The sequence below is a fragment of the Pseudomonas sp. SDO5591_S426 genome (assembly GCF_054070755.1).
In genome coordinates, this window is the sequence record NZ_JBSVXD010000081.1 from 1 (window position 1) to 25,654 (window position 25,654).

General features: G+C 60.4%; 23 protein-coding genes. 12 read left to right on the forward strand and 11 right to left on the reverse strand.

The features are described from left to right. Nucleotides 1-191: hypothetical protein (locus ACW9JC_RS16840; protein WP_457456217.1), on the reverse strand; the 191-nt coding region annotated here is incomplete at its 3' end. A 463-nt stretch (nt 192-654) separates the two neighbouring features. Here ACW9JC_RS16840 and ACW9JC_RS16845 point away from each other — a divergent pair. Beyond that, nucleotides 655-1,014, forward strand: a complete 360-nt coding sequence (locus ACW9JC_RS16845; protein WP_457456219.1) for a DUF6124 family protein — start codon at nt 655-657, stop codon at nt 1,012-1,014. 71 nt (nt 1,015-1,085) lie between these two features. Here the strand turns inward: ACW9JC_RS16845 and ACW9JC_RS16850 are convergent, their stop codons facing one another. The 4 genes from ACW9JC_RS16850 to ACW9JC_RS16865 are packed head-to-tail and all read right to left on the reverse strand — an operon-like array spanning nt 1,086 to nt 6,691. Beyond that, complete coding sequence (locus ACW9JC_RS16850) at nt 1,086-2,534, reverse strand: curlin (RefSeq protein WP_457456221.1); 1,449 nt, start codon at nt 2,532-2,534, stop codon at nt 1,086-1,088. A gap of 27 nt (nt 2,535-2,561) precedes the next feature. Beyond that, complete coding sequence (locus tag ACW9JC_RS16855) at nt 2,562-3,023, reverse strand: curlin (protein WP_338586009.1); 462 nt, start codon at nt 3,021-3,023, stop codon at nt 2,562-2,564. Between the two features lie 60 nt (nt 3,024-3,083). Next, on the reverse strand, nt 3,084-5,309 hold the full coding sequence (locus ACW9JC_RS16860; RefSeq protein ID WP_457456223.1) for an Ig-like domain-containing protein: 2,226 nt from the start codon (nt 5,307-5,309) through the stop codon (nt 3,084-3,086). 35 nt (nt 5,310-5,344) lie between these two features. After that, nucleotides 5,345-6,691 carry a hypothetical protein gene (locus ACW9JC_RS16865; protein WP_457456225.1) on the reverse strand — a complete coding sequence of 449 codons (1,347 nt, stop codon included), beginning with the start codon at nt 6,689-6,691 and terminating at the stop codon, nt 5,345-5,347. A 282-nt stretch (nt 6,692-6,973) separates the two neighbouring features. Here ACW9JC_RS16865 and ACW9JC_RS16870 point away from each other — a divergent pair, with 282 nt between their 5' ends. The 5 genes from ACW9JC_RS16870 to ACW9JC_RS16890 all read left to right on the forward strand — a co-directional run bounded on the left by ACW9JC_RS16870 (nt 6,974) and on the right by ACW9JC_RS16890 (nt 15,543). Beyond that, on the forward strand, nt 6,974-8,422 hold the full coding sequence (locus ACW9JC_RS16870) for a sensor histidine kinase (protein WP_457456227.1): 1,449 nt from the start codon (nt 6,974-6,976) through the stop codon (nt 8,420-8,422). Between the two features lie 186 nt (nt 8,423-8,608). Then, nucleotides 8,609-11,416 (forward strand): multicopper oxidase domain-containing protein, encoded by a 2,808-nt coding sequence (locus tag ACW9JC_RS16875; RefSeq protein ID WP_457456229.1) that lies wholly within the window; start codon nt 8,609-8,611, stop codon nt 11,414-11,416. Nucleotides 11,417-11,433: 17 nt separating this feature from the next. After that, nucleotides 11,434-12,549 (forward strand): SCO family protein, encoded by a 1,116-nt coding sequence (locus tag ACW9JC_RS16880; RefSeq protein ID WP_457456231.1) that lies wholly within the window; start codon nt 11,434-11,436, stop codon nt 12,547-12,549. A gap of 101 nt (nt 12,550-12,650) precedes the next feature. Beyond that, nucleotides 12,651-14,144: a sensor histidine kinase gene (locus tag ACW9JC_RS16885; protein WP_457456233.1), complete on the forward strand. Its 1,494-nt coding sequence runs from the start codon at nt 12,651-12,653 to the stop codon at nt 14,142-14,144. After that, nucleotides 14,113-15,543 carry a sigma-54-dependent transcriptional regulator gene (locus ACW9JC_RS16890; RefSeq protein ID WP_457456235.1) on the forward strand — a complete coding sequence of 477 codons (1,431 nt, stop codon included), beginning with the start codon at nt 14,113-14,115 and terminating at the stop codon, nt 15,541-15,543. Before ACW9JC_RS16885 ends, ACW9JC_RS16890 begins: the two co-directional genes overlap by 32 nt. Nucleotides 15,544-15,549: 6 nt before the next feature. Here ACW9JC_RS16890 and ACW9JC_RS16895 read toward each other — a convergent pair whose 3' ends face one another. Next, a complete protein-coding gene (locus ACW9JC_RS16895) occupies nt 15,550-15,933 on the reverse strand; it encodes a hypothetical protein (protein WP_338586017.1) in 384 nt (127 codons plus the stop codon). A gap of 177 nt (nt 15,934-16,110) precedes the next feature. On the opposite strand from ACW9JC_RS16895, the gene ACW9JC_RS16900 reads away from it, so the two are divergent. Continuing rightward, a complete protein-coding gene (locus ACW9JC_RS16900) occupies nt 16,111-16,917 on the forward strand; it encodes a class I SAM-dependent methyltransferase (RefSeq protein ID WP_457456237.1) in 807 nt (268 codons plus the stop codon). A gap of 48 nt (nt 16,918-16,965) precedes the next feature. On the opposite strand, the gene ppnN is transcribed toward ACW9JC_RS16900, so the two are convergent. Beyond that, entirely contained in the window at nt 16,966-18,339 is a 1,374-nt protein-coding gene (gene ppnN, locus ACW9JC_RS16905) for a nucleotide 5'-monophosphate nucleosidase PpnN (protein ID WP_338586019.1), read from the reverse strand. Between the two features lie 215 nt (nt 18,340-18,554). Between ppnN and ACW9JC_RS16910 the strand changes: the two genes are divergently transcribed. Together ACW9JC_RS16910 and ACW9JC_RS16915 are read left to right on the forward strand one after the other, a co-directional pair. After that, nucleotides 18,555-19,082, forward strand: a complete 528-nt coding sequence (locus tag ACW9JC_RS16910) for a DUF3087 domain-containing protein (RefSeq protein WP_457456239.1) — start codon at nt 18,555-18,557, stop codon at nt 19,080-19,082. Between the two features lie 90 nt (nt 19,083-19,172). Beyond that, on the forward strand, nt 19,173-20,726 hold the full coding sequence (locus ACW9JC_RS16915; protein ID WP_457456241.1) for a sensor domain-containing diguanylate cyclase: 1,554 nt from the start codon (nt 19,173-19,175) through the stop codon (nt 20,724-20,726). A 10-nt stretch (nt 20,727-20,736) separates the two neighbouring features. Here ACW9JC_RS16915 and ACW9JC_RS16920 read toward each other — a convergent pair whose 3' ends face one another. The 4 genes from ACW9JC_RS16920 to ACW9JC_RS16935 form a co-directional block, all read right to left on the reverse strand. Continuing rightward, nucleotides 20,737-21,654, reverse strand: coding sequence for a LysR family transcriptional regulator (locus tag ACW9JC_RS16920; RefSeq protein WP_457456243.1), 918 nt, complete (start codon nt 21,652-21,654; stop codon nt 20,737-20,739). A 21-nt stretch (nt 21,655-21,675) separates the two neighbouring features. After that, complete coding sequence (locus ACW9JC_RS16925; protein WP_448107169.1) at nt 21,676-22,035, reverse strand: DUF2784 domain-containing protein; 360 nt, start codon at nt 22,033-22,035, stop codon at nt 21,676-21,678. Nucleotides 22,036-22,095: 60 nt separating this feature from the next. After that, entirely contained in the window at nt 22,096-22,965 is an 870-nt protein-coding gene (gene dapA / locus ACW9JC_RS16930) for a 4-hydroxy-tetrahydrodipicolinate synthase (RefSeq protein WP_457456246.1), read from the reverse strand. Between the two features lie 284 nt (nt 22,966-23,249). Beyond that, nucleotides 23,250-24,185 (reverse strand): sensor domain-containing diguanylate cyclase, encoded by a 936-nt coding sequence (locus tag ACW9JC_RS16935; protein WP_457456248.1) that lies wholly within the window; start codon nt 24,183-24,185, stop codon nt 23,250-23,252. Between the two features lie 173 nt (nt 24,186-24,358). On the opposite strand from ACW9JC_RS16935, the gene ACW9JC_RS16940 reads away from it, so the two are divergent. The 3 genes from ACW9JC_RS16940 to ACW9JC_RS16950 all read left to right on the forward strand — a co-directional run bounded on the left by ACW9JC_RS16940 (nt 24,359) and on the right by ACW9JC_RS16950 (nt 25,590). Then, a complete protein-coding gene (locus ACW9JC_RS16940; RefSeq protein ID WP_457456250.1) occupies nt 24,359-25,057 on the forward strand; it encodes an AzlC family ABC transporter permease in 699 nt (232 codons plus the stop codon). Further along, the gene (locus ACW9JC_RS16945) at nt 25,057-25,368 is read left to right on the forward strand and encodes an AzlD domain-containing protein (protein ID WP_322618258.1); all 312 of its coding nucleotides are present in this window, start codon (nt 25,057-25,059) and stop codon (nt 25,366-25,368) included. Before ACW9JC_RS16940 ends, ACW9JC_RS16945 begins: the two co-directional genes overlap by 1 nt. Nucleotides 25,369-25,434: 66 nt before the next feature. After that, nucleotides 25,435-25,590: a hypothetical protein gene (locus ACW9JC_RS16950; protein ID WP_419709793.1), complete on the forward strand. Its 156-nt coding sequence runs from the start codon at nt 25,435-25,437 to the stop codon at nt 25,588-25,590. The last annotated feature ends 64 nt before the right edge of the window (nt 25,591-25,654 follow it).

A 25,654-nucleotide genomic window follows, 5' to 3' on the forward strand; every position in this document is an offset into this window, starting at 1 on the left:
TTTGCCTTTGCCTTTGCCTTTGCCTTTGCCTTTGCCTTTGCCTTTGCCTTTGCCTTTGCCTCTGCCTTTGCTTCTCTGTAGGAGCAAGGCTTGCCCGCGATGACGACCTCACAGCCGCCCTGGGTCTTGAAGATTGACCCGGTCCCTGTGGGAGCTGGCTTGCCAGCGATGGCGGCCTGCCAGCCAACCAATCTCTTTCAGATGCACCCAGAACACTGTAGGAGCGAGCTTGCTCGCGAAAAACGTCCAGACAACGCGATCATTCAGGCAGGGCACGTTATCGTTGACGTCCATCGCGAGCAGGCTCGCTCCTACAGGGATTTTCGGTGGGTCTCGGAGGCGTGTTTAAAAGCCGTCGGCGTATCTTCCTGAAAGCTACATCGCCTTGCGTCGTTGCCTACAACTACGCCAGAATCCGCCGGCTTGTGCGCCTTGTCCCTGGTCTTTATCGTTCCCGTGTCGCTGGCAATTCAGCGATCGGGTTTAGCAGCTCGGTAAATTTCAAGGCTCGCCAGTGTCACCCTATGGTGGCTGTGCGTGGGGCACTTCGGTGCGCCGGGTTCCTTGATCCCTGGTCTGCTAACCCGCGTACAGCCGCCACCCAGTCCGTTTAGCAGCGACGAGTGGCAGCTCCATTGATCAGGGAGTTTTACCATGTTCAAACCAACACCCAACCCCCCCGAAACCGACAACGTTTCCCCCTACGATTCCCCCGATTCCAAAAAGCTCCACGAAGCCGCCGACCGCGCGCTGGACTACCATCTCAAACAATCAAAAGACTCGCCCCCAACCCACAAGCCCAGCACGATGTTCACCATCGTCCCCGACATCAATACCGAATCTCTGTTGGCCCACGCCTGCGAATCCCTGGCCTCGGCCAGTGTCATGGCCAGTGACCTCGCCGGGTTCGTGGAGGGCCCTCAACGCAATGCGTTGCTGGGCATTGCGCAGATCATCATGCTCGGTGAACTGGCGGTGAACCGGGCATTGGATAACCTGGACCCGCAGGGCTGACATAACCCTCGCCACAATAAAAAAAACCGCGGCCCCCCCCCTCAAGTGCCGCGGTTTTTCACGCCGCGCGATTACTGCTGCAACACTGTTGCCTGGTTGGCCGTACCGAACTGCTGCACGTTGGCGTTCTGGTAGTTGCCACTCTGATCAACACTGGCAATGTTGCCGGTGCCGCCCTGGGTGACGTAGGCCACGTTCATGGTGTCAGCCTGTTTGATGGTGATCATGTTGTCGTCGCCGTACACCTGTGTGGTGTACGCCTGGTTGCCGAGACCTTCCTGGTTGAACTCGGTGCTGTTGCCGGTGCCGTTGGTGCTGCCCTGGGCCAGGTTGGTGGTGCCTCGCTGATCGGAGATCAGGATGTTGTCGCTACCGTTCTGGTCGAAGTACAGCTCGTTGAACGAGTTGGTCTGGCTGACCGTGGTTTTGTTGCCGGTGCCGGTCTGGTTGGTGGTCATGATGTGGCCAATGCCGTCCTGGGTGAAGCTGGCGATGTTGCCATTGCCGGCCTGGTTGACGGTGGCGCGTTGGTTGCTGCCGAACTGGCCGCCCAGTTGCGGGCCTTTCCAGTTGCTGGCGTAGACCTTGTTGTCGTTACCCACCGAGTTGGCGTTGAGCACATGGCCGTCGCCAGTCTGGTAGGTGAAGTGCACGTTGCCGGTGCCCTGTTGATAGAGCGCGACGGTAGAACCCAGGGACTCGAACTGGTCGGCGTAGATGGCGTTGAGGTCGCCGACTTGCAGCACGGTGGCGACGTTGTCCTGGCCGAAGCTCTGGTCGACGATGGCTTCGTTGGTCTGTCCGTACTGGTTGATGGTGGCCTGGGCATTGATCTGGGTGTCTTGCCAGACTTCGGTGCCGTTGCCGTCGCCGTACTGGTTGATAGTCAGGGTGCCGCCTTCGCCGTAGCGCTGGTCGCCATAGGCATAGTTGGTGCTGCCGGCCTGGTTGATGTTGATCTGGCCGCCCATCTGGGCAATCTGTTCGGCGGTCGCGTAGTTGGCGGTGCCGTATTGGATGATCACGGCGTTGTTGGCCATGCCCAGTTGAATCTGTTCGATGTTGGCTTCGTTGCTGTCACCGTACTGGTAGGTCTGGCCGGATGTGTTTTCCTGGCTGTCCTGATAGATGAACGAGAAGTTGCCGCTGCCTTGCTGCAGTTGCAGGGCTTCACCGCCGCCGACACCGATTGATTGACTGGCATGGCTGACGTTGGCGCTGCCGGTCTGGGTCTGGGTGATGGTGCTGTTGTCTTCGTACAGTTGCTCGGCGTAACCGGCGTTGTAGTCGCCGACCTGGGTCTGGGTAATGGTGCTGGTCGCGTGGTCTTGCACGGCGGCCGCGTCATTGCCCGAGCCGAGTTGCTGCTGGGTGGCGGTACTGAACGGCGCCGCGCTCTGTTTCACATCGGCGATGTTGGCGGTACCGAACTGGTTCTGGATGGACTCGCTGTCATCGGCCAATGCCTGGGCACTGACTACGACCAGGATGGCGGCGGTTATGGGCGTCAGTTTGAACATGATGAAACCTCCAAGTGGTGCAGTGCTTTAGCGATATTGAGTGACCGAGACGCTCATTCCATTGCCGGCCTGGGTCACAGCGGCTTGCTGACCCGTGCCGGCCTGGACGATGTTGGCGTCGTTGTTGTTGCCGTTCTGGGAAATCTGCGCACGGTTGTGGCTGCCCGATTGGGTAATCGATGCGGCGTTGCCGGAACCCTGCTGGTTGATCAATGCCATCAGGTCGCTGCCTTGTTGCAGGATGTAGGCTTCCTGATTGCTGCCTGACTGCACGATCTGGCCGAGCAGCGATTGGCCGTTCTGTTGCAACAGCGCGATGTTGGCCTGGCCGTTCTGGTCGATCAGTGCTTGCTGGCCCACCGGAGGTGGCAGCTCGCCGAGATCGGCGCCGGGCGCCAGGTCATCGTTTTCCATCAAATCGTCGGCGCGTACGCCTGCGCTGCTGCAAAGCAGAAGCAGGCAGAGCAGGGCGGCGGTCGACGTTTTCATGGCCTTGTCCTTTGGTTGAGGGCTTACCCCACCAGCCGGGTCGGCCGGTGGGGCGAGCACTTACTGCACGGTGACGTTGACGGTGCGTACAGAGCCCGGTGTGGATCGGATGGTCGCCGTCGGGTTGACCGATGGGGCGACCGCGTTGGTGACGTTCAAGGTCCAGCGTCCGGTGATCGCCACGTTGGCGGTGCCCAGGGTGACCAGACCGGTCGGCGTGGTGACCTGGATGGTCACGGTGTTGCCGAGGATCGTCGAGGACGTACCGGTGAAGTTCCAGGTAAAGCGGTTGCCGGCACGTGCGGTGACGGTGGCAGCTGTTACGTTGAAGGTTTCAAGTACCACGGGTGGCGAGACTTGCACCGTGACGGTGACCGGTGCCGACAGGGCGCCGAGGCTGTCCCGTGCGACATAGGTAAAGGTCGTGGTGAAAGGCGCGAGGATCACCGCCGGAGGCGTGTAGGTCACTGCCGTGCCATTGATGGCCACAGCGCCGCGAAGAGGCTGCGTCACGCTGGCGATCGCCAGTGGTCCGTTGCCGTCCGGATCGCTGTCGTTGCCCAACACGTTGATGTTTACTGCGGCGGTGCCCTGGGTCGAGATGCTGTCAGCCACACCCACCGGCGCCAGGTTAGGCGGCGGATTCACGGTGACAGTCACGGTCGCCGCAGTGGTCGAGGCCAGGCCTTTGGCGTCTTGAGCTTTGTAGGTGAAGGTCGCGATCAACGGAGCAGTAACCACCGCCGGCGGGGTATAGACCACCGTCGAAGTGCTGCTCAATGCCACGGAGCCGCCGCCGACCGCTGGGGTCAACGACGAGATGCTCAGTGGCGTGTTGTTGTCCGGGTCGTTGTCGTTGGCCACCAGGTTGAGGGTGACGGGTACACCGGCGGTGGTGGTGCCACTGTCGGCGACAGAGATCGGCGCCTGGTTTTCACCGGTGTCCGGCGCAGTGCCGACCACTACGACTGGCTCGGTATCGCTACCGCCCGACGCCGATTTGATCGTCACGGTGGCTGGCGGCTGGGTCAGGTCGGCGACGGTCAGGCGTTGCAGGGTGCCGGACTTGGTCAACCGTCCGTAGCCTTGGGCAACCATGTCCGGTACCACCACTTCGTCAGACGAGGTGGCTTCGATCAGCAGGCTGTGGTTGCTCCAGCTGTAGCGAGCGGTCTGCACTTTCACCACGTCGGTGACTTTGCTCGAAACCGCCGTCGGCCGGGTGGTGCTCGTCGGGTCGGTCGCGGTGACCACCACCACCGGAGGTACGGTGCTGCCGGTCAGGCGATGGCCGAAGAACTGGCCGGTGTTGTCGCCGAGCATGCCGGTCAGGCAAGGCGTTTGCGGTGGTCCGGCAACCAGGGCCACGGTTTCGCGGAAGCACAGGACCGAATTGTTCGCCGATTTGCCGAACACTTCGACCCGGGTACCAGAAGCGACGCGACGGTAAGTCGCGCGACCGATCTCCACAGCGGTTTGTGCGCGGCTGTCGAGGATCTTGCCGGACACGGTGAAGAGGTTGGTCTGGATGGTCCCGGGCGGGCCAACGATGCGCAGGAAGTTGGTGTTGTTGGGGCTGCCTTTGATCGCCTCGCTGATGTTCGGATCGCCGACGAAGGTTTCGATGGCGCCGGTTTCCGGGTTCACTTCGGTGTAAGGACCGTTGACACTTTGCAGGAACGGTCCGACGTCACCATTGAGCGCGCCGCTGAAGTTGCCCGGTGCGCCGATGCCGATGTCGCGGGTGATGTTGATCGCCCGACGGCCCGGGGTGGTGACGTTGACCGTTTCCACACCGTACGGGTGGGTGATGGTGTAGGTCCCGGCAACAGGCACGTTCACCCGCAGACGAATCCGCGCGAAGCTTGCCTGGTCGCCGTCGATTGGGTCTTCGGCAGAGAATGCCGCTTCGATCCCGGCCACATAGGCGTCCACGCCATACCCACCGACATCGTTGATGCTGGTTTCGGCGAGGAACCAGAAGGCTTCCGGTGGCCAGTTATCCGGGAACACGATCGGCAACGTGTCATCGAAAAACCCGGGTTCCGGATTCAGTATGCACATGTAGGTGGGCGCGCCCGGTGCGGTGGGTGAGCGCGAGCTGGTTGCCTTCGACTGACACAGTTCCAGTTTCAGCAGACTGCTGTCCTGGTACCACATGGGGAATTTCCCCGTGGCGAAGGTGTAAGGGCCGGGGTCGACGGCAGCGAGTTGCGCGAACGCACTGCCAGTTAGCGAGAGAGTCAGCCCGAGCGCGTTGAGCGCGAAGCGTGGCCACTTGTTCATGATGCCTCCTGATGCAGATCTGGGCATGAGAGCGTTCATTGCACGATGACCACTTCTTCGGTGTCGCCGCCGCCATTGGATGACGCCACGTGAACCTTGGCCGGTGGAATCGGCGAGATGCCGGTCGACAGGGATTTCACCGCGCCATCGCCGCTGAGGGCACCGATGGCGACCCCGGTGCCGGTGGTGACGGTGAGGACCGGTGGCGAAGTTTCATCACTGGTCGAAGCCACGACAGTGATCTGTCCGCTGCTCAGGCTGTACTCGGCTCGTGAGATCACTACCAGGTCGGTCAGCGGCATGGACAAGGAGGTGGGTGTGCTGGTCGCGATGGCCAGATGGTTGTCAGCCGTCACCACCAGGTTGTTCGGCAACGACGGGTTGGTGGCGGACTGTGCGTACCAGTGGCCGGCGGTGTTGGCCTCGGTCAGGTTCAGCACTGGGCTGTTGCTGTCCAGCGTCACGATGGCCGGTGGCGGTGGCGCCATCACGAAAACGTCTTGTTGCGCCACCGGTGCGCTGGCACCGGCCTTGCGCGAGTACGTGCTGCGTTCGGCGATGATCGGAGTTGGGCGGACTACCGTCGACAACTTGCCGGAAATGGCCATTACCGTGGTGCGCAAGTCCAGTCCGTTGGGCCCTTCGATGCGGATGAAGTTGGTGTTGAAAGGGCTGCCGGTGAAGGCTTCTTCCAGGTTTGGATCGCCAACGAACTGCTCGGCTGCACCGGTGACCGGGTTGGTCTCGGTGTAGGGGCCGTTGACGCTGCGCAGGAACGGACCGATGTCGCTTTTGAGTGCGCCATCGTAGGTTTTCGGTGTGCCGATACCGATGTCCCGGGTCATGTTGATCGCGCGGCGGCCCCCGGCGGGCACGTCAAAGATGTCGACGCCGTAGGGGTGGGTGATGGTGTAGACCCCGGCGGTGGGCACGTCGACCCGGATACGGATACGGCCAAAACTGACCTGATCGCCTTCTTTCGGTTCTTCTGCGGCAAAGGCGGCTTCCACGGCGCTGACATAGGTCAGGTCGATGCCACGGGCTGCATCGACGATGGAGCCGTCGCCAGTAAACCAGAACGCTTCATCGGGAAAGTTGGTCGGGAAAACGATGGGCTGTGTATCGTCGAAAACCCCAGGAACGGCGCCCAGAAGGCACATGTAGGACGGCGTGCCGGGGACGCCTGGAACCCTTGAACTGACAGCTTTTGTCAGACACAGATCAAGGGTTCGACCATGGGTGTCCTGATACCAAGAGGCGAAGCCACCTGTGGCTGGTACGTAGGGGCCGGGATCTACAGCAAACAGCGCAGCCTGGGCAGCGCCTTGGGCCAGAGCGCTCACGATCAGGGCGATCGTGGTTTTGGACAGTAAAGGGTGCATGAGTATTCCCTCTATCAGAGTACCTGCCCCTTGGATATGGGTCAGTTGACAGGGCTTCGGCAACTCCCATGCCAACCGCAGAAAACGGCCGTGAGAGGCCCGGCGCACAGGCGTTTGCCCGGCGCTGGGGAAGGGTTTCCCCGGATATGGGAAAGGGGCTCTTTCCCCAGGATTGGGGGTAGATGGGGGCAATGGGGCAGGGTGGGGGAAAGAAGCCCACCGTCAGGCAAACTGCCAGCAGTGGGCTATAAACCTTGTAGGGGATTTCCGGGAACAACATCCATGACCACGCTTGCAAAGACACTGGCCACCGACAAGGCTGACATTCGCTTGAGCACGCGCAAACAGCCGTTCAACCTGCTGCGCTGGTTTTCGCTGATCAGCATGGCGGTGATCGGCACCGTGGCGGTGGCGTTGGGTTCGGTGTCGACCAAATTCGTGATTACCGAAAGCGTGCAGCGCGATGCGCTGTTGACGTCGCAGTTCATCCAGGCGATCGCCTCCGCCGAGGTGCGCCACGTGTCGATTCCCAACGTGCGGACCATGGGCGAGCTGCTCGACCCGCGCAAGGACCGCGACTTTCCCGAGGTCGATCCGCTGGCCCGCGCCAACGCCCGGGGCGAATTCCTCGATCACATCGAACACTTGCCGGACGTGATCCTCGCCAACATCTATGCCCCCGACCGCATGATCATCTGGTCGACCAATCCGGCCCTGATGGGCACCACGATTCATGTCGATGAAGACCTGGACCAGGCCTTCGCTTCGAAGATGCCCGTGTCGGCCAGTTATCACGATGTCGACCATGCGCGCATGGAACAGAAGTTCATCACGCCCCCGGAATACATCTTCATCGAAAACTACATTCCGCTGTTCGATGCCGACGGCAATAACGTCACGGCGATGGTCGAAATCTACAAGGAACCCAAGGACCTGATCAGCCGCATGGAGCGCGGGCTGGTGTTGATCTGGCTGGCCACGGCTCTGGGTGGCGGGCTGATTTACCTGGGGTTGTACTGGATCGTGCGCCGGGCGGCGATCCTGCTGGCGACCCAGCAAAAGCAACTGATCACCAACGAAACCTTTGTCGCCTTGGGCGAGATGTCATCGGCGGTCGCCCACAGCCTGCGCAATCCATTGGCGACCATTCGCTCCAGCGCCGAGCTGGCGCTGGAATTCGACAGCGGCCCGGCGCACAAGAACATCAACGACATCATCGGTCAGGTCGATCGCATGTCGAAGTGGGTACGTGAGTTGCTGCAATCCTTGCGACCGCTCAATGACGACGCCGAACCGGTCAACCTGGTAGCGTCGTTGCACGACAGCCTCATGGCGTTCGAACAGCAGATTGCCAAGGGTCGGGTCAACGTAGTGTTCGAGCCCAAAGAGACACCGATGGTGTTGAGCCAGCAGGTGCAGCTCACGCAGATCCTCAACAGCTTGCTGGCCAATGCGCTGGAAGCGATGGACGAAGGCGGCACGCTGGCCATTACCCTGGAGCCGATCGACGCCCGCGGCGTGTGCGTGGTGGTCAGCGACACCGGCAAAGGCATGACCGAAGAACAACGCGCCATGGCGTTCCGACCGTTCTTCACCACCAAGCAGGGTGGGCTCGGCGTCGGGTTGGTGCTGGTCAAGCGGATCATGGAGCGCTTTGGCGGCTCGGTGACCCTCGATAGCCGCGAAGGCGAGGGCACCTGTGTCCGTCTGTCGTTCAAGTTGGTTCCCTGACAATGGGGGCGAACTTTCCCCGTTAGCGGGTGTCATTCCCCAGTCGCTTTCCCAAGGCATGGCACATTGATGTTGATAAGCCATTGTTTTGGTGGTTTTTAATGCTTTTGTATAAAATAGTTACAAATTTGGCGAGCTCCTTGCAAAACCCCCATCACCCCCTTCACGCATACGAGGCGGCTGGTGATGGACATAAAAGCGCGATATCCCTTCAAATGGTTTGGTCTGTTGACGCCTCTGAGCGTCGCTTTGACGATGACGCTAAGTACAGGGACGTTGCGCGCCAGCCCGATCGATGATGAACGACAGCCAGAACCTTCCGATCCTTCGGCTTACTACGACGAACCGGCGGACAAGGCCGGCGCCCTGAACGCTATCCTGACCATGCCCGAGGCCAACGAAGACTCCTTCGATCTGCCGGACGGCGTCAAAGGTTCACGCGATACCACGCGGGTAGAAAACAAACTGCCGCCCAGTCAGCAGACCAGTTTCAACTACCCCACCAATGGCAAGCCCAGTCCGTTGTATGGTGCGCTGCCATTCACTCAGCAACTGCTGCTGTTCGAAGAATTCGGGCCGGAAAAACTCGACCCCACCACACCGGCGGCACCCTTGCCGTTTCCACCGGCGGCCATCGGCCCGTTACCGGCGCAAGACCCTGCCAGCGCAGCCCGCAGCGCACCGCCAGGCCCGGCGCTTGATACATTCCTCAAGCAGCCTGGATTGACCCCATTCCCCAGTCAGTTCTCCAACTCGGTGGACCGCAACCCGTGGCAGGCGCAGATCGAGTACTTCCTCAACCGCCACATCGGTTCTTCCGCTGAAGGGCGTCCGCCAGGAAAGGGTTGGTCACATCAGCGCTGGAACGAGTTCTACCCGCAAAACGCCTACAAAACCGTGCAGACCGGTGCACGGATTAACGGCGGCCTGCGTGACGCCCGGCAGATGCACGGCTATGTCATGGGTGAGTTCGGCCCAGGTGGCCTGTATCACAACGTCGCTGGTGTTCCGGCAACGGACGGCACCTCCAAGGGTGTCGACACGCGCTTCCACCCCAACATGCCGGTGCAGAACCACAATTCGGTGTGGACCTTCGACGGCACCCTGCCGCCAAAACTGTTGATGGTGCGATACGGTCAACCGGTGCTGATGCGTCACTACAACGGCTTGCCGATCGATCCGGCGGCGAACATGGGCTTCGGTCTGCATACCATCAGCACCCACGAGCACAACGGGCACGCACCGGCAGAAAGCGATGGTTATGCCAACGCGTTTTTCTTTCCCGGCCAGTACTACGACTATCGCTGGCCGATCCAGTTGGCCGGTTACGACAGCATCAACACCAAGGCTGAAGATCCGCGTGCAGCGTTCCCTTGCTCGCCGGGTGAAACCCTGTGGACCAACGACATGAGCCCCGGTCTCAAGACCTGTGACCACGGCACCATCAAGATCCGTGGCGACTGGCGCGAAACCATGAGCACCCACTGGTTCCACGACCACATGCTCGATTTCACCGCGCAAAACGTCTACAAGGGCAACGCGGCGATGATGAACTACTACAGCGCCCTCGACCGTGGCAACGAGTCGGTGAACGACGGGGTCAACCTGCGTTTCCCCAGCGGCAGCGCCTTGCCGTGGGGTAACCGCGACTACGACGTCAACCTGGTGTTCGCCGACAAGGCCTGGGATGCCAACGGCCAACTGTGGTTCAACCCGTTCAACACCGACGGCTTCCTCGGTGATCAGGTGCTGGTCAACTGGCAGTGGAAACCGGCCCTTGACGTACGCGCCCGCAGCTATCGTTTCCGCATGCTCAACGGTTCGGTGTCGCGCTACTTCAAACTGGCGCTGGTGCGGGAAATCAAGGGCAGCAGTGGCGAGTTCCAGGGGCCGAAAGGTTCGGGCGTGTCCTACGCCAGGGTGCCGTTCCACATGATTGCCAACGACGGAAACATCATGGAACACAGCGTACCGTTCGACGGCACCATGGACCTCGACGCCGATGGCGATAAGCAAAATCACAACGCGATCTTGCCGACCCAGGGCATTGCCGAGCGCTTCGACATCATCGTCAACTTCGCGAAAAACGGCATCAAGCCAGGGGACAAGGTGTTCTTCGTCAACCTGCTCGCCCACGACGACGGCAAAGGCCCGAAAGAGCCGATTTCCCTCGCTGACGTGCTGTCCGAGAAGTACCTGGCGGTGATCAAGCAATCGAGCAAAGGACCGCAATGGGACAAGGGCGACCCGGCGATTGGCAAGGTGTTGCAACTCAACGTCAAGGCCTACACCGGTCAGGACCTGGCCATGGACCCGGCGGCGTATGAACCGGCCAAGCCGGGCAAGGCTGAAGGCCTGGTGATGATCCCGCTGAAGATCCACCGCGACAACGCCGCCGACAAGGCGCTGCTGGCCAACGCCCGTCACCGCACCTTCACCTTCGGCCGTTCCGACGGCACCGATGAAGCACCGTGGACGGTCAAGACCGATGGCGGCTTCGGCTTCCACATGGACCCGCGCCGCCTGAACGCTTCGACCCAATTGGCCAGCGGTCCCACCGATGCCGGGATCGCCGGGTTCGGCACCCTGGAGGTGTGGAACATCAAGGCCGGCGGCAAGGGCTGGAGCCACCCGGTGCATGTGCACTTCGAGGAAGGGATCATCCTCAGCCGTGGCGGCAAGGCACCACCGGAATGGGAAAAATGGGCACGCAAGGACGTGTACCGCATCGGTTCGGAAAACGATGGCCTGGACAGCGTCGAGATGGCGATCAACTTCCGCGAGTTCGCCGGGACTTACATGGAGCACTGTCACAACACCCAGCATGAGGACAACTCGATGCTGCTGCGTTGGGACATTGAGAAGCCCGGGCAATTCCAGTTGATGCCGACACCGCTGCCGAGCTGGGATGGCGTGCGCTACGTGAACTCTGCCGCACTGCCAACCTTCCGTACCGGCGACGGCATGGGTCCACAAGTGACAGTCAAGAAATGAACCGGGAGGGTGTCGACATGAAGCCGCATACACCGCGCACACGTGCCTTGGGCATGCATCTGGTACTGGTGCTGGCGACCTGTTTGCTGGCCAGCCAGCTACTGGTCGCCAACACGGCGCCGCCGACACCCGAACCCACCCCCGCACCGGCATCTACGGCTGCCACGGCATCCGCTTCGCAATCCGCCACCCCGTGGGGTGGCGACTATTTTCCCAACACGCTGCTGACCGACCAGGACGGTCGGCAGGTGCGTTTTTTCGATGACCTGATCAAGGGCAAGGTGGTGGTGATCAACTTCATCTTCACCTCGTGCAGCGACTCTTGTCCGCTGGAAACTGCGCGCCTGCGCCAGGTGCAAAAGTTGCTCGGCGACCGGGTCGGCAAGGACATCTTTTTCTACTCCATCAGCATCGATCCATTGAGCGATACCCCGGCGGTGCTCAAGGCCTATGCGCAACGTTTCCAGGTCGGGCCGGGCTGGCAGTTCCTCACCGGGGAATTCGCCGACGTCACCGAACTGCGGCAGAAGCTCGGTTTGTTCATCGAAGGCGTCGACAACGGTCGCAGCAAAGACCACAACCTGAGCCTGATCGTCGGTAACCAGGAAACCGGACGCTGGATGAAAGCCTCGCCTTTCGAGAACCCGTGGATTCTGGCCGATCAATTGGCAAACACTTTGCATAACTGGAAGCAACCGAGCATCGCGGAAAGTTACGCCAACGCTCCGGAAATTCGTCCGCCGAGTAATGGCGAAGAACTGTTCCGCACCCGATGTGCGTCGTGCCACAGCCTTGGCCCTCTGGACGGGCAGGGCATCGGCCTGCGCAGCATCGGCCCGGACCTGATCGGCGTGACACGCCAGCGTGATCCGGCGTGGCTCAACCGCTGGATTCGCGAACCGGACCGCATGCTTGCCGAGAAAGACCCGATTGCCATGGAGTTGTTCGAACGCTTCGACAAGATCCCCATGCCCAACCTGCGCATGGACGAGCATTCGGCGCAGTCGATCATCGAATTTTTGCAGGCGGAAACCGATCGCCAACATCCGCCGGTAACACCGTTGACCGCCGGCAACGAGGAGCCCGAACACCACCATGCCATCGCAGCTCCCGACCAGCCCCGGGTGCAATAGTGGCGAAATACCTCCATTGCTCAGGCATTGCGATCAATGCCACCTACACTGATTCGAAACACGGCTGAAAAGGCTTGTAAACCCGCAACCAGGACAGTCCCATGCAGACACTGGACGAACAAAAAAAACCTGCGCCGAGTGCACCGGCAGCAGAAGGCAAGGATTGGCGTTCGCCGTTCAATCTGGTGCGCTGGTTCTCCCTGGCGAGCTTCTTCATCATCGCCGCGGTGGCGCTGGGGCTGGGCTACATTTCCACGCGTTTTGTGGTTGAAGAGAGTATCGAGCGCGATTCGATGCTGACCGCGCAGTTTGTTCAGGCCATTGGCGAGGCCGAAATTCGTCATGCCCAGATCACGCCGACCCGGACCATGGGCGAGATGCTCGACCCGCGGGATGAAAACGCTTACCCCGATGTCGATCCAGCGGCCCGTGCTTCTTCGCGCATCGAGTTTCTCGATCATGTGGAGCATCTGCCGGACATTCTGCTGGCAACGGTCTATGCGCTGGATCGCACGGTGGTGTGGTCGACCAACCCGGAACTGATCGGCGTGAAGATTGAAGACGACCAAGAGCTGGACGAATCCTTCGAAATGAAGGAACCGGTGTCCACCAGTTACCACGAAATCGATGAGGAGCGTCCCGAGCAACGTTTGCTGCGTGAACCGCAATACCTGTTCATCGAGAACTACATCCCGATGTTCAACGCCGACAAAAGCAAAGTGATTGCCATGGTCGAAATCTACAAGGAGCCGGCGGATCTGGTGGAGCGCATCCAGCGCGGGTTCAAGTCGATCTGGCTGGCGACGCTGCTCGGTGGCGCGGCGATTTACCTCGGACTGTTCTGGATCGTGCGGCGCGCGGCCATGCTGTTGCAGAGCCAGCAAAAACAACTGGTCGCCAACGAAACCTTCGTCGCGCTCGGGGAAATGTCCTCGGCGGTTGCGCACAGCCTGCGCAATCCGCTGGCGAACATCCGCTCCAGCGCCGAGCTGGCCCAGGAAATCGCCAGCCAGAGCGCGCAGAAAAACATCGGCGACATCATCAGTCAGGTCGACCGCATGTCACGCTGGGTGCGCGAGTTGCTGGTGTCGTTGCGTCCGGTCAATGACGACTACGAAGAGGTCGATCTGGTGCTGGCCATCGACGACACGCTGGGCGCTTTCGAACCGCTGATCAAACGCTCGAACGTCGAGGTGCGGTTCACGCCCAAAAGCGTTCCACCGGTCGTCAGCCAACAGGTGCTGCTCACGCAGATTCTCAATAGCCTGTTTGCCAATGCCCTGGAGGCCATGCCCAAGGGCGGGGTGTTGAGTATCGAGATTGAAACACCGGCGCCGGGGCAGGTATGCATGATCCTCAACGACACCGGCAAAGGCATGACCAAGCAGCAACAGCAGATGGTCTTCAAGCCGTTTTTCACTACCAAACAAGGAGGGTTGGGCGTAGGCCTGGCCCTGGTCAAAAGAATAATGGAGCGTTTCGAAGGTTCGGTCGAACTGACCAGCCAGGAGCAGGAAGGAACCCGCGTGAGTCTGAACTTTAAAGTAGCAACGGGAGGGGAATATGGAGCACAGCATACTGCTGGTCGAGGATGATGAACTCCTCGCCGAGAATATTCAGACTTACCTGGAGCGCAAGGACTTCGAGGTGACTGTCTGCCACTCGGCTGAAGACGCACTGGATCAATTGAAGACGTTCTTGCCTGACGTGGTGCTGACCGACAACTCGTTGCCGGGCATGAGTGGTCACGACCTGATTCAGAAGTTGCGCATCAACGCGCCGGATCTGAAAGTGATCATGATGACCGGCTATGGCAACGTCGAAGACGCCGTCGTGGCGATGAAGGAAGGCGCGTTCCACTACGTGACCAAACCGGTGGCTTTGCCGGAGCTGAAGTTGCTGCTGGACAAGGCGCTGGCCACCGAACGCATGGAGCGCACGCTGTCGTTCTATCAGGAACGCGAAGCGCAGAAATCAGGGGTTCAGGCGCTGATCGGTGATTCCGCGCCGATGGTCTACCTCAAAGGCACCATCGCCCAGTTGCTCGACGCCGAGCGCCGAATGGCCAACTCCGACCTGCCGCCGGTGCTGGTGGAAGGCGAGACCGGCACCGGTAAGGAACTGGTGGCCCGTGCCCTGCATTTCGATGGCCCGCGCAGCAAAGGGCCATTCATTGAATTCAACTGCGCCTCGATCCCCGCCAACCTGGTGGAGTCCGAGTTGTTCGGTCACGAAAAGGGCGCCTTCACCGACGCCAAGGATCGTCGCGTCGGGCTGGTGGAAGCGGCTGACGGCGGTACGCTGTTTCTCGATGAAGTCGGTGAAATGGACCTGATCCTGCAAGCCAAGCTGCTCAAGCTGCTGGAAGACCGGACCATCCGCCGGGTCGGTTCGGTGAAGGAGCGCAAAGTCGATCTGCGGGTGATCAGCGCGACCAACTGCAACCTCGAACAAATGGTCCAGCAGGGCAAGTTCCGCCGCGACCTGTTTTTCCGCCTGCGCATCATCTCGATCAAAGTGCCGCGCCTGTACGCTCGGGGCGAAGACATCCTGCTGCTGGCCCGGCACTTTTTGGCGAGTCATGGCAAGCGCTACGGCAAACCGAACTTGCACTTCAGCGATCAGGCCGAAGAGCTGCTGCTCAACTACACCTGGCCGGGCAATGTGCGTGAATTGCGCAACATGCTCGAGCAGACCGTGCTGCTGGCCCAGAGCGACACCATTGCGGCCCATCAGTTGAATGTGTGCCTGAGCCTGGTGGATGAGCCGGCGATGTTTCAACACGAAATGCCACCCAGCGAACCGCGTCCGGTCTACAACGGCACCGAGTCGATGAACCTGCCTGAAGTCGAGCGCGACATGGTACGCAAGATGCTCGACAAGACCGACTGGAACGTCACCAAGTCCGCACGGCTGCTGGGCCTGAGCCGCGACATGCTGCGTTACCGGATCGAAAAACTGGGCCTGGCGCGTCCGGACAAACGGCAGTGGTAGCGTTGCCTACAAGGCCGGGCTCTGCCCGCTCAGGCACGCCAGCATGCACGTCGGGTCGATGACCTCCTGGTTCACGTAGACGCCGCGCTCCTCATCGTAGGTGCGAATGAACACACGAACGGTGGCATCGGCTACCGTCGGCAACCGCGAGTCGGAAAACACGTGCTCGCTGGAAACCGGGATAAAGGTCTGGGGTGATGTCGAAATGTAGGCCCCCGGTGGCACTGTGCTCAGTGAGGGCGGCGCGGGGTGGGCGAAAGGTTGGTCGGCCCCGTAATAGTGGAATTCAGTGGTCGATTGGTCGGTTTGCATCAGGCTGTCGTCCGCCTGTGCCCAGGTGGCGGTGGTCAGGCAAAGGGCAAGCAACAGCGTTTGTTCGGTCTTCTTCATGGCAGCACCTGCGGCATCGGATTTCGTGCATATCCCCAAGGCCATTAACTATAGCGTTCCTGTGGGCAAGCGTCGGCGGGGTGCGGTTTACAAGATCGCAACAAAAGCCTGATGGGGCTGTTTCAAACCATGATCTAGACTCGGGCCTCAATCAAAGACCCGATACTGGAGCGAGCAATGGAACTGCCGACAAAAGAAAACGCCATCGCCAGCAACCGTGAGGCCTGGAACGACTCCGCCCGCCACCACAAAGACTCTCCTGAATGGCAAGTGCACTGGAACGCGGTGACTCACGCGGATTTTTCCTGCCTGGATGACACCCTGACCGGCGTGCTGACCGAGGTCGGTGTCGACGGCAAGGACGTGGTGCAACTGGGCTGTAACAATGGCCGTGAAAGCCTTTCCCTGTTTGCCTTGGGCGCCAGGCTGGTGGTGGGTGTCGACCAGTCTGCGGCGTTTCTCGAACAGGCGCGGGAACTGGCATCGCGTTCACCTCATGCACCAACGTTCATCGAGGCCGACATTCATCACTTGCCCCGTGAACTGCATGAGCGTTTTGATGTGGCGCTGATCACCATCGGCGTATTGGGCTGGATGCCGGACATCGGCGAATTCTTCCGCCATGTGGCGAAAGCCTTGAAACCGGGCGGTGCGCTGGTGGTGTACGAAACCCACCCGTTCCTGGAAATGTTCGACCCCGAGGCAGCGGAACCTTATGGCTTGGCCAGTTCGTATTTTCGCCGTGAGCCGTTCGTGCAAAACGAACCGATTGTCTACGAAGGCAAAGTCGAACAGCAGGCTGCGCCGTCCTATTGGTTCGCCCACACCCTGGGTGACATTTTCAGTGCTGCCATTGCGGCAGGGCTACAGATCAGCCACTTCAAGGAGTACCCGCATTCCAACCGCGAGGAACTCTATGACCGCTATCAGCAACAGGCGGCGCAGTTGCCGCTGTGTTTTACGTGGGTGGCGGTCAAGCGCTGAAGATAAGGTCACAAGCCGAAGCAATCGCTTCGGCTTGTTTTCCTTGGGTTATGCAACCACCCGATAACACGGCACATAAGCCGCACCACCAGGCAGTTTCATCCGGTGCTGGGCAACGAACGCCTTGAGCAACTGATCCAGCGGCTGCATGACCGCCGCATCGCCACGGATCTGGTACGGACCGTGTTGTTCGATCAGGCGGATGCCCTTGTCCTTGACGTTGCCGGCGACGATGCCGGAGAACGCCCGACGCAGGTTGGCTGCCAGTTCGTGGGCCGGCAGATCGCGGCTCAGTTTCAGGTTGGCCATGTTTTCGTGGGTCGGGTCGAACGGGCGCTGGAAGCCTTCGTCGATTTTCAGCAGCCAGTTGAAGTGGAACGCATCGTTGCGTTCGCGGCGGAACTGCTTCACCGCTTTGAGACCCGCGGTCATCTGCCGGGCAACTTCGGCCGGATCGTCGATGATGATCTGGTAATGCTGCTTGGCGGCTTCACCCAGCGTGGCGCCGACGAACGCGTCCAGTTGCTCCAGGTACGGCGCGGCATGTTTCGGCCCGGTGAGGATGACCGGGAAGGGCAGGCCTTCGTTGTCCGGGTGCATCAGGATGCCGAGCAGGTACAGGAACTCTTCGGCCGTACCGGCGCCGCCCGGGAAGATGATGATGCCGTGGCCAACGCGGACGAAGGCTTCCAGGCGTTTCTCGATGTCCGGCAGGATCACCAGTTCGTTGACGATCGGGTTCGGCGCTTCGGCGGCAATGATTCCGGGCTCGGTCAGGCCGAGGTAACGGCCGCCGTGGATGCGCTGCTTGGCGTGGGCGATCGTGGCGCCTTTCATCGGGCCTTTCATCACGCCGGGGCCGCAACCGGTGCACACGTCCAGGCTGCGCAGGCCCAGTTCGTGGCCGACTTTCTTGGTGTATTTGTATTCTTCGGTGTTGATCGAGTGGCCGCCCCAGCACACCACGATTTTCGGCTCGACACCGGGGCGCAGGGTGCGGGCGTTGCGCAGCAGGTGGAAGACGTAGTCGCTGATGCCTTGGGAGGTGCTGAGGTCGATGCGTTGGCTGTCGAGTTCGTTTTCGGTGTAGACGATGTCGCGCAGGGCGCTGAACAGCATTTCACGGGTGCTGGCGATCATTTCGCCGTCGACGAAGGCGTCGGCCGGGGCGTTCAGCAGTTCCAGGCGTACGCCGCGGTCTTGTTGGTGAATGCGGATTTCGAAGTCCTTGTAGGCTTCGAGGATGGTCTTGGCGTTATCGACGTGGGCGCCGGTGTTGAGGATGGCCAGGGCGCATTGGCGGAAGATGTCGTAGGTGCTGCCGGATCCGGCTTCGCTCAGTTGTTGGACTTCCCGTTGGGAGAGTGTTTCCAGGCTGCCTTTCGGGCTGACCGAAGCGTTGATTACTTGTCGTTGGGTCATTCAATGATCCTTAAAACGATGACATTCGCGCAGGAACAACGAATGACATCCGAATAGTGTGTATCCATGAAAGAAGATGGCACGAACTGCGCGGTCTCGCCATGTCCCCGATTGACGATGAAAAGATGAAAAGGAGCCCCAGCATAGCTAAATCCCTCGCGGAGGCGATAATGGCCCGCTGTCTTTTTGCCTCTGACTCAAGGAAACCCGACGTAATGTTCGAAATCCAGCCGATGAACGCCGAGACCTACCGGCAACAGACGCGGCGCAGCACGCTGATCATTGCCCTGACTTTCGTGGCGTTGGCGATGGCGCTGTCCACGGCGGCGGTGGCGTTGTTCGGCGAACCCGGCGGGGACAATCTGCGCTTCAACATCGGCGGCGTGTTTGCCGCGGTGCTGCTGATGGCGGCGCTGATGCGCAAGGTGTTCTGGACCCAGGAATGGATGGCGCCAGCGGTCTATAGTTGGCAACTCAAGCGTAGCCTGATGAGCGTGACCAACGTCATGCACCACGTCACGGCTGCCGTGGACGCGGGCGATCCGACCGCGATGAAGTTGTTGCGCTTCTATCATCTGGGGTTGAACCAGATGCATCAATTGGACGGCAACTCCAGCGACCATGGGCAATTACGCCGGGAAATGCAGGAGCACGAGGCGACGATGCAAGCGTTGGGGCTTGATCCCGAGCAGACGCGACTGGACCCGGCGTGGCTGGAGGCGGTGAAGCGCACATCAGGCTAATCCCGATGGCGTGGCCGTCATGCGGCAGGCATAGTGAGTAAAAAACGAGCAGGAAGCCTCGTTTTTCACAACAATCAGGGAGCGAGTGTCATGGGGCATCCGTCCATTTACGACCGTATCGAAAAAGACCGGCCCGGTGTCGCCCGGCTCAAGGTCCGCTCGGCAGTGACGCTGCTGGTTGCCGTGTGCCTGTCGATGGCGGTGATCGTCATCTGGGAAGCCTGGAGTTCGCGCCAGTACCACCTGCATGACAAGGAAGTGGCGATGTCCAACCTTGCGCAGACCCTCGCCTCGCAAGCGCAGGCGTCGATCAAGCAGGCGGATACGCTGCTGTTTGCCTTGGTCGATCGCCTGGAAAACGAAGGCGTCGACCAGACCCGGCTCAACCGTTTGCAGCGCTTGCTCAGTGCCCAGCGCAGTGAACTGAGCCAGGTTCATGGCTTGTTCGTTTATGACGAAACCGGGCAGTGGATCGCCAACTCCAATGGCGCCGAAGTCGGTGTCGCCAATAATTCCGACCGCGAATATTTTATTTTCCACCGCGATCACCCTGATCGCGGGCCGCACATCGGGCCGTCGATCAAGAGCCGCTCCAGCGGCGAATGGATCATGACCGTGTCACGGCGGATCAATCATGCCGATGGCAGTTTTGCCGGCGTGGCGCTGGCGACGATCTATCTCAGTCATTTCCTGCAGCTCTACGACAGCATCGACATGGGCAATAACGGGGTGATCAACCTGATCGCCGACAACGCCAGCATCGTCGTGCGTCGGCCGTTCAATGAGGCGGACATCGGCTCCAGTCTGGCCAAGAGCCCGCTGTTCACGCAGTTGCTGCCCAAGGACAGCGCGGGTACGGCGATGCTCAAATCGACCATAGACGGTGTCGAGCGGGTGGTGGGATATCGCCGGGTCGAGGGCTATCCGCTGATTGTGTTTGCCGCGTTGAACAAGGACGAAGTGCTGACCGGCTGGCGCAAGCAATCGTTGCTCAGTGCGGCCATCGTTTCGTTGTTGCTGGGTTTTCTGGGCGTGCTCGGCTATCGCCTGATCAAGTTGATGCAGCAGCAGAACCGCATCCAGGTCGAGTTGCTCGGATACCAGGAAAAACTCCTCGGACTCAATCGCAACCTGGAGTTGCTGGCGCTGGAAGATGCGCTGACCGGATTGGCCAACCGCCGCCAGTTCGACCTGTTCATTCAAGCCGAAACGGGGCGCGCGCGGCGCAACTTGACCGGTCTCTCGCTGCTGATGATCGATGTCGATCATTTTAAGGCGTTCAACGATCGCTATGGACACCTGGCCGGTGACGAGTGTTTGCGCGCGATCGCGGCTATCGTCACCGAACATATCAAGCGCCCCGGCGACCTGGCCGCGCGTTTTGGTGGCGAGGAGTTTGCCGTGGTGCTGCCCGGCACCGACTACGTGGGGGCGTTTCTGGTGGCGGAAAAAATCCGTCGTGCGGTGCAGTCGGCGAACCTGCAGCACAGTGAAAGTCCCGTAGGTGTGGTTACAGTCAGCGTCGGCGTGTGCGGCTACGATCCGGCGTCACAAACCCGCACCGAGGACCTGATCGGTGCCGCCGACAAGGCGCTGTACGTGGCCAAGGCCAGCGGGCGGAACATGAGCGTGATTGCCAACTGACCTTCGCCTGTTACACAAACAGGTCGATGCCCTGCACCAGTTGCCTGGCGAGGTGTGACTGCTTGAGTTTCTCCAGCCACCAGTTCAGGGCGCGACCGTCGTGATCGCCGCGCCAGCCGGCATACAGAATGTTTGGCTCGCGCGGGTCGGCCATCTGCTTTTCCACCAGTGTCCCGTTGTCCAGCAACGAACTGACCCGATGCCTGGGCAACCAGCCCACGCCCAACCCGGCGCACTGCGCGAGGATTTTTGCGCGCATGGTCGCCACCGCCAGCACCGGTTGCCCGCCAGAAACACCGTAGGTTCGACCCTCGGTGGTTCTCGACGAGTCGGCCACGACAATCGCCCGGTGTTGCGTCACCGTCGCCCTGGAAATCGGCTCCTTGGCCTTGGCCAGTGCATGCTTTGGCGAAACGGCGAACACCCATTCCATTTCCCCCAACTGCATCCAGCGCAACGACGGAATTGCCGGTGGTTCGTTGGTGGCACCAATGACCAAATCGGCGCGGCCTTCACGCAGGGCTTCCCAGACTCCTTTGAGCACTTCCTGGGTGACCCGCAGCGGTACGCCGGAACCCAGCGCATCGAACTCGCGGATCACCGGGATCAGGTTTTCGAACTCCAGCAATTCGTCGGTGACGATCCACAACCGGCTCTCCCAGCCATTGGCCACTTGCTGCACCCGTTGCGTCAGGCGCGAGACATCCTCCATCAACCGCGACGCTTCGTTGACCAGCAACTCACCGGCCGGGGTCAGTTGCAAGCGATAGCGACGACGGTCGAACAGCAAGGCATCGAAACGCTCTTCCAGTTGCCGCGCGGCATAGGACACCGTGGACGGTGCCTTGCCCAATTTGACGGCGGCCCGCGACAGGCTGCCGGTTTCGCGGATGGCCTCCAGCAATGCCAGGTCTTCAATCGACAGCATGGTTTCAGCCTTTGGTTAAAGTCAGGACTTTTGTTTGATCACTCGAAGATAGACCACCCCATTGACCAGCAACACCAAACCGGCCAGCCACAATTGAATCGCCGGAGTCAGTCCGGCCGGGTAAATCACCGGCCACACATAATGTTCGATGAAGCCGCCGCCATAACCGCTTTGTCCGGCGGCGTGGCGCATCAGGTTTTCCCAGTGCGTCAGCGGGCAGGGCAGGTGGAAAAACTCCACCGCCACACCCCACGCAGCAGCGGGCAAGTGCCACCAGATCAGGCGGCGCCATTTGAGCACCAGCAACCCACCGAACAACACGAACAGGATGAACGTCAGGTGAAACAGCACCAGCCCATCGGCGGCGATTCGGTAGAGCATGGCGGCTCCCGCAGGCGTCAGGCGAATCGCTCCATGGTACTCGGGCCAATGGCCGACGCTCTATCGATTGTTCAGTGCGCCGAGTACATCTTTCAAGCGATTCACCATGGCTTCGCTACTGCGTTGCATCGGCGCGCGCAGTTCATCGTCGATCAAGCCTTCAAGGGCCAGTGCGGTTTTGACCGGGGCGGGATTGGGTTCGATGAACAGGCTTTGAATCAGCGGCAGCAGCTCGAAGAATGTGCTGCGGGCGGCGGCCAATTGATTGTCGCGAACCTGTTGGTACAGCGCGACAAAGCGCTCGGGATGTACATGGGCCGACGCGGCAATTGCGCCTTTGGCGCCAAGACACAAGGCGCTGAAAATCTGATTGTCTTCACCGCACAGCACGTCGACTTTTCCAGAGGCCAGCAACGCGAGAGTGTTGCTCAGATTGCCGCCGCAATCCTTGATCGCGACGATCCGCTCGTGGCTGACGATGTTGAGCAAGGTCGCCTGTTCGAAGGCCACGCCGGTGCGGTAGGGAATGTCGTAGAGAATCAGCGGCACGCTTGAAGCGTCGGCAACGGTCTGGAAAAACGCCTCAAGTCCGGCCTGGGAGGGGCGGATGTAATACGGCGCCGGCACCAGCAAACCTGCCACCGGACGCTTGAGGATTTCGCTCTGGAATTGCAGCAATTCAGTCAGGTTGTTGCCGGCCAGGCCCATCACCACGCGGTGCGCGGGGACTTGCTCCAGCACCGCATCGAGCACCGCCAGTTGCTCATGCTTGCCCATCGCGGCGGGTTCGCCGGTGGTGCCACAGACAATCAGGCCGTCGACGCCTTTTTCCAGCAAGTGGCTGACCAGACTCTGCAGGCCGACGAAATCGATGGCGCCGTTGTGGAACGGCGTGACGAGCGGAACCCAGATACCTTGAAACGATGACATGCACTTTCTCCTGATGGTTGACCGATTTCGTCACCGTCAGGAGCGTAGAAGGAAGTAAGCAAGGGGAGGGTGGTCCGTCGCGCTCAATGTCCTGTCAGCTCATCTGACGGGACAGCGCGCCCCGGTCACATGAGCGACTGTTTCTTCGATTTGAGGGTGCGCGCAACGCAACCTTGCGCCTTGGCAATCAAGCCAATGACGGAAGAGTTGTGATTGAAGGTTGCGGACATCTTTGCTTACACCCTGAATGAGGCGCCCAGTTTTAAAAGGCTGGGCGGTGTTTGTCAATCACGAAAATCGGCGAACTCCGCGCGCATCCGTCCGTTGTGTTTGGCTTTGTAGAGCAATTGGTCGACCTGTTCGACGAACTCCAGCGCCGTGGCGTGCTGCGAGGCGTGGGTGGTGCCGACGCCGAGGCTCACGCTGAGCACGGACGAAACGGCGGAAAACTCATGGGCGATCTGTTGCTGGCGAATCAGGTGCAGGCATTTGTGCGCCACCAATCTGGCGGACTCGGCATCGGTCTCCGGCAGCAGCCAGACGAACTCTTCGCCGCCGATCCGCGCAATGAAATCCCGTGGCCGGTTAGCCGCCAGCGATAAGGTGCGCGCTACGTGGCGCAGGCATTCATCGCCCTTGATGTGGCCGTAGTGGTCGTTGTACTGCTTGAAATAATCGATATCCAGAACCAGCACCGACAGCGGCGATCCCGTGCGCTGGGCGGTGGCCCATTCCCGCTCCAGCACGGTGTCGAACATGCGCCGGTTGGCGATGCCGGTCAGGCCGTCCTGGTAGGAATATTCTTCGAGTTGCTTTTGCAGGCGAATCAGGTGTTCTTCGGTTTTCTTGCGTTCGCTGATGTCGAACATGAAACCCACCAGCGCCTCGACCTCGCCGCCCTTGCGCACCACGTGCACCACATCGCGGATCCACACGTATTCACCGCTGTGGGTCAGCGCGCGGTAGTCCGCTTCATGGTCGACCCCGGCCCGGGATTGCGAGACGCAGAACTCCACCACGTAATCGCGATCGTCCGGGTGCATGCGCTCGACCCAGTCATTAACGCCAACCCAACTGTCCTGTTTCCAGCCCAACAGACTTTCGATCTGCGGCCCGATGTAACTGAACGTCATGGTTTTCCAGTCGATTCGCCATGGAATCGCCTTGGTCGATTCAAGCAGGGTTTTGTAGACGTCGCTGTCGGTTTCGAGTGGATTCATGAAGGGCCTGCACCTTGAAGGAAAAATGCAGCGCCATCATGTTGCTACTACTTTGGCGGCGCAAGCGGGCAGCCGATGAATGGCACGGGGGCGCGGTATTGAGCAAGATTGTTCAAGCCATTGGCCGCGACTGCTGGCACAGTCTGGGGTCTTTCCCCTGGTTGTAGAGCGATATGTCCAACTCACACTTGCCGCGCAGTGCGTTCCTTCGCGGCGCCGCAGCGATCATGCCGCTGTCCCTGGCAACCGCGCCTTGGGGCTTGCTGGCCGGGTCCATGGCCATCGAAGCCAATCTCACGCCCCTGCAAGGCCAGGGTTTGTCGAGCATCGTGTTCGCCGGAGCCGCGCAACTGGTGGCTATCGGCATGCTCAAGGGAGGCGCCGGGATCTTTTCGATCCTGCTGACCACGTTGTTGCTCACCTCCCAGCATTTGCTTTACGGGATGAGCCTGCGTTCGGTGATTTCGCCGTTGCCGGGGCGCTGGCGCGTAGGGTTGGGTTTTTTGCTCACCGATGAGTTGTTCGCCCTGACCAGCCAGCACGACAAACAACAATTCGACCGCTGGTTCGCGTTGGGTGTCGGCCTGACGTTCTACATCGCCTGGAACCTCTTCACCCTGGCCGGCATTGTGCTCGGCAGCAGCATTCCCGGCCTGGAACACCTGGGTCTGGATTTTTCCATCGCCGCCACCTTCATCGCCCTGATCACCCCGGTGGTGCGCAATGTGCCGGCCGTGGTCTGCGTCGCGGTTTCGTTGTTCTGCTCGGTGCTGTTCAGCTACTGGCAATGGGGCTCGGCGCTGGTGCTGTCGGGATTGGCGGGGATGACCGCCGGGTTTATCTGCAACAAGTTCCAGGGAGCGCGCACATGATGGTCTGGGCAGTGATTTTCGGCATGGGCGTGTTGGTGTTTCTCAATCGCTACGTTTTTCTCGAACCGCGGCTGCCGGTACGCTTGAGCAGTAACGCCCGGCAGTTCCTCGGCTTCGCCGTGCCGGGCATGTTGACCGCGATCTGCGGGCCGATCGTGTTCATGCCCGAGAAACAACTGAACCTGCAATGGGACAACCCGTACCTGATCAGTTCGCTGGTGGCCGTCGGCCTGGTGCTCTACACCCGCAACACCTTGCTCAGCATGCTGTTGAGCATGGGGTTTTTCTTTTTGCTGCGCTGGTGGCTGTAAGCCGGGCAGACCAATCTGTTCTACGCTTGAAGTTGATGACCGATCCCTTCAGGAAGAGAGGCGAACATGGCAAATGACCCCAAGCGTCCGGACCCGGATGAAGACATGGATGAACCGACGGAAGAAGAGATTGAGCAGCAGAGAAAAGCGGAGAAGACCTGGAAACATGACGACAGCCGCGAGCTGTCGGATCGTGATATCGAAATCCCGTTGAAGCCTTGATCAAGGCATGCCCCCTGTAGGAGCTGCCGAAGGCTGCGATCTTTCTATCTTTGAAAGTCAAAAG